The sequence below is a fragment of the Gorillibacterium massiliense genome, assembly GCF_000455485.1.
GTDB classification, from domain to species: Bacteria; Bacillota; Bacilli; order Paenibacillales; family NBRC-103111; genus Gorillibacterium; species Gorillibacterium massiliense.
Map to the genome: position 1 here is coordinate 1 of NZ_CBQR020000156.1, position 4,746 is coordinate 4,746.

The window sequence follows — 4,746 nt, forward strand, 5'->3', positions numbered from 1 at the left end:
GCGGGCCGTGGCCGCCCGGGACATCGAGGAAATCCGCGTGCCGCGGCATTCCCTCGATGTCTTCTCCCAGCAGTTGGTGGCCATGACGGCCACCGACGACTGGGAGATCGGGCGGCTCACGGCGGTCCTCGCCAGGAGCGACGGCTTCCACGGCCTGCCGCGGAAGCGCGTGCTTGCTGCCGTGGCGGTGCTGGCCGGCCTCTACCCCTTTTCCCGGCCCCTGCTGGATTGGGATCGGGAGACCGGCCAGCTCCGGCGCAGATCAGGGACGCCCATGGCTGCTGTCATGGGCGCCGGAACCATTCCACCGGGTACCGGCTACCCGGTGCATCACGCCGAGACCCGGCTGCATCTGGGTGAACTGGATGAAGAGTTCATCCATGAATCCCGGGTCGGCGATGTCTTCCGGCTGGGCGCAAGCTCCTGGACGATCCGCTCCATTCGGCCGGACCGGATCTATGTGACGGAGAGCCCCAGCCGGGTCAGCGAGATTCCCTTCTGGAAAGCGCAATCGGCTAGCCGCAGCTATGAGCTGGGGCTTCAGATCGGCCGATTTCTGGCCGATATGGAGGAACGGGAACTTGCCCGCTCCAAAGACACGGTAGATTGGCTTGGTACGGAGTATTTTATGGACAGGCCTGCGATAGAAAGTTTATTAACTTTGGTCAAAGGCCAGATGAATGTTTCGGTTTTGCCTACAGATCGGCGGATTGTCATCGAGCATTTTGTCGACGATACGAACCGCCATCATTTGGTCATTCACAGTTTGTTTGGCCGAACCTTTAACCATACTTGGCAGCTCGCTCTGCAGACGGTTATAGCAAAGATCATTCCGATTCCCGTCTATGCCAATGCGCGAGATAACGGGATCGAATTTGTGCTTTCCGATTGGGACCCTTCTTGGCTGTCCGTCATCGGAAAGGTAACAGCGGATAACCTGGAGGCCCTTCTGCTCGAAGAACTGCCTTCCACGCCTATGTTCGGGGCGAACTTTCGCCGCATTGCAGAGACCTCTCTGCTCCTTGCCCGCAGCTTCACCCGCATTCCGGCGTGGAAACTGCGGCTGCGCAGTGAGGAACTGCTAAAGGAGTCGCTGCCTTACGCCGCAGAGTTTCCTTATTTGCGAGAGGCGCTGGAGGAATCGTTAGAGGAATCGTTGTCCGTCGATGAAGTCAAGCGGCTGCTCGCTTCCATATCGGATGGGGTGACAGAGGTAGCGGTGCGGGAAACCCGGTTTCCTTCCCCCTTTGCCATCGATTTTCTGCTCGACTATATCAATGTCAATATCTATGAATCGGACACCGTGAACCGGGATCTGCAAACTCAAGTGCTGGGTGTAAGCCGTGGTTTGGCCGAGGAACTGTTCGGCCGCGAAACAATTCGTGGTGCGGTAACCCCCGAAGTGCTGGAACAGGAGCGTAAACGGTTGGAGCAGGGGGATCATGTTGGCCCCGGCGACAGTGGCGAATTCTTGAAGTTGCTGAAGTCGAGAGGAGACATGAGTCTAGACGAAGCGCGACAGGCAGCAGGGGCTGAGGCGGAACAGTGGCTTAATCAGCTTATGGCTGCTGGGAAAACAATTCGCATCAGCCTTGGCGGCGAAAACCGCTACATTTGCGCAGATGAAGCGGAAATTTATTCCCGCTTTCCCCATGATGCCGCCGCTATCACCTACGTATTGAAACGCCATATTGACCACAAAATCGCCTTCACCGTGGACGATCTGGCCATTCGTTATGGCATGGACGCACCGCGTGTACGAGAAACCATCCTGCAGTGGCAGCAGGAAAAGCTGCTGGAACCCGCCCCTTTTGCGGAAAAGGACAAGGAGGAGCTGTGGACCAGTTCCAAAGTCGTATCCCGCATTGTCCGGTTTTCTTTACGGGAGTTTGAAGAAGCAGGAAGCGCGGTCCCTGCGGAGCGTTATGCCGCATATTTGGCTCGTCTTCATGGGGTTCAAGGCTGGAATGCGGATCAAAAGAATCTTGCCGTCAGCCGACCCCAGGACGATATCGCCGATTTGCAGCGAGTTGTAGCCCAATTGCAAGGTATTTATCTCCCAGTCAGCCATTGGGAAAAGCTGATCTTTCCTTCCCGCCTGCTTCGATATCGGAAGGAAACCCTCGATTTGCTTTGTGCGAGCGGTGATATCTTTTGGCTCGGGCGCAAAGAAGAGGGAGAAAAGGAAGGGCGAATTGCCTTTTTCCTGGGCGAGAGCAAGGATCTCTATCTTCCCTTCATTCGGAAAAACGAAGAATGCGTACATCCGGAACTACTCGCCCATCTCCGCCGCAAGGGAGCCAGCTTTCTTACGGTCCTCTCACGAGAAACCGGCTTTCCGCCATCGGAGCTTATGGCCCGCTTGATGGATCTGGTTTGGGAAGGACGCATCGCCAACGACCAGTTTGCTCCTTTACGCAATCAAAGCTCCTCCGCTTCCCGGAAAGCCGCCGAACAAGGTAAATTCCGGTCCGGTTTAGGACGCTGGTACGTCCTGGACGACACCTTTGATCCAGACAACCGACTTTCCGAAAATTCTAACGGAACGGTCTCTATCGACAATCGTCAGGAGCGGTCAGCCGCCGCATGGGTGCGGCATTTGATGGCTAATTTCGGCATCGTCACCAAAGATTTAGTCGCTCAGATCAGCCCGATCCCTTGGGAGGATGTGTACCGGGTGCTGAAGCAGCTAGAGGAGTGGGGCATGCTGACCCGGGGGTTTTTCGTATCGGGTATTCCGGCTGTCCAATATGCATCCAAGGAAGTGGTGGAAGAGCTGCGCAGTCCATGGATAAACGATGACTCGAGCGAAACGGTGCTGGTTTCCGCTGCCGATCCGGCAAATCCTTATGGAATATCGGCAGATTGGCCAAAGGTGAACCGGGATGCTGCGCTCTTTTCAAGGAAGCCGGGAGGGTATTTGGTGCTGGAGCGGGGGAGATGGAGGCTGTGGCTCGAGAACTCCGGCAAACGCATCGTGGAAATGAATGCTGAAAGGGAAAATAGGTTGTTGACAGAGGGAGCTCGCGAGAACGAGGCCAAACGCATCCGGCGGATGTCTGCCATACTCCAGATGCTCCTGGTCCGGGGCAGCTTGAAGCGGGTTATCATCGAGACGTGGAACGGGCGGTCTGCCTCTCAATCAGAAGCGGCGGACTTTCTGGAGAACCTTGGGGCGGAGCGTGACCGGAACGCTTATGTGCTGTGGCCCAGCACCTTCCGAAACAACCTCCATTCATAAAAAAACGCCTGCGAAAGCTTCCGGTCTATAACCCCCGTAAGCTTCGCAAAGCGCATGAACACGTGTACGGTTTGGTATCAGGTACCGACGGTAAAATCATCTACTTCCGTCAGGCTGAATTGATAGACTATCTTTTCGTCCACGTGATAAACGGTGAGCATTCCGGTTTCATTATCCAAATTGACGATGCGGCAAGGGATGCTAAGCTTTACCCCTTTGCCTTTCAAAATGGTTAGCCGAATAAGGGTATTGTTTGTCCGATATTTGTTGAACAACTCGGCGAGGTTCTGGTTCTCTTTGGCGGTAGCGGGGGGGGCTTTCGGATCTTGCTGTTTCTTTTCTACTGCAAATTTAGGACTTTGGGCGGCTGATTCATGGATGGCGATTTTTTTGACGTTGCCCGCGGATGCAGCCAGAGCGGAGTCGATGGCAGTCCCCAAATCGATTCCCTTTAAGACTTTATAATCCTTGATTTTATCGGAGTTCAAAACATGAAGAAGGGTTTCAAGGGCGATGCCGTTGCTATAACCTTCCACCAATATATCGACGGAAAACAGATATTGTTTTTTTGCGCCCTTTGGCTTATCCATATACGTGCTATGATCTCCTCTCGATGTTTATCTCCATGATATCACGATTTGGGCGAAAAGATATATAGATTTCCTCCGCGAATGTCCCTTACCCGCCCGCCCGCCCGCTCATATGATGTACGAAATGCGCGAGGAGGCATGATCTGTGATTGAAATGAAGCCCATATCTGTCGATGGCGGTACGGCTATCGGCATCGTGGTGAAGCTTCCGAAAACGACTCTTATAGCCATAACGACCGATATCGGATATATCATGTGTGGGGCTTTGGACATCGGACTTTTGAACGAGCGTTTAAGCAGCCGGAATATTGTCGCCGGTCGGGCGGTAGGAGTACGCACCTTGGAGGAGCTGCTGGAGGCGCCGTTGGAATCGGTAACGTACGAAGCGGAGCGGAGAGGAATTGTTCCGGGCATGACAGGGGTCGCTGCGTTGGCGAAGATGGTGGGATAATAGCAGCTTGATATGGTGTCATCTAAAATGAAAACGAAAAAATGCTGCCCAAGCGCTGTTGAAACGGCATTGTGGGCAGCATTTTTGTTGATATTGTTCGTGAGGTGCTTTCAACCGGGGATGCTGGATTAGATTTGATCGCCTTCCTCTTCTTCTCGGTGTCCTCCCATATGTCCACCACCTGGACCACCGTGCCAACCCCCCGGCCCACCCGGTCCGCCTCCGTGCCAACCGCCTGGGCCGCCTCCATGCCAACCGCCCGGCCCACCCGGTCCGCCTCCATGCCAACCACCCGGTCCACCTCCATGCCATCCACCTGGACCACCGCCGTACCATCCGCCATGCCATCCTCCGTGATGTCCGGGGTAACCGGGATAAGGCCAATAACCGGGATAGAATGGTTGATATCCCGGATAATACGGATAAGGGGAGTAGGGATAGGGATAATAGGGCTGCCCGAATGC

Annotated in this window: 4 protein-coding genes; 2 read left to right on the top strand and 2 right to left on the bottom strand. The window is 54.8% G+C overall.

Annotation, left to right across the window (positions count from 1 at the left end; all coding sequences use genetic code 11):
• Positions 1 to 3,241, top strand: a 3,241-nt coding sequence (locus TJ79_RS22255; protein WP_040952556.1) for an Lhr family helicase, incomplete at its 5' end; no start/stop codon positions are given.
• 77 nt (positions 3,242 to 3,318) lie between these two features.
• On the opposite strand, the gene TJ79_RS22260 is transcribed toward TJ79_RS22255, so the two are convergent.
• Positions 3,319 to 3,831, bottom strand: coding sequence for a hypothetical protein (locus TJ79_RS22260; protein ID WP_040952557.1), 513 nt, complete (start codon positions 3,829 to 3,831; stop codon positions 3,319 to 3,321).
• A gap of 145 nt (positions 3,832 to 3,976) precedes the next feature.
• On the opposite strand from TJ79_RS22260, the gene TJ79_RS22265 reads away from it, so the two are divergent.
• Positions 3,977 to 4,282, top strand: a complete 306-nt coding sequence (locus TJ79_RS22265) for a YunC family protein (protein WP_040952558.1) — start codon at positions 3,977 to 3,979, stop codon at positions 4,280 to 4,282.
• Positions 4,283 to 4,304: 22 nt separating this feature from the next.
• Here TJ79_RS22265 and TJ79_RS27615 read toward each other — a convergent pair.
• A partial coding sequence (locus tag TJ79_RS27615) for a hypothetical protein (protein ID WP_052339874.1) occupies positions 4,305 to 4,746 on the bottom strand: 442 nt, incomplete at its 5' end.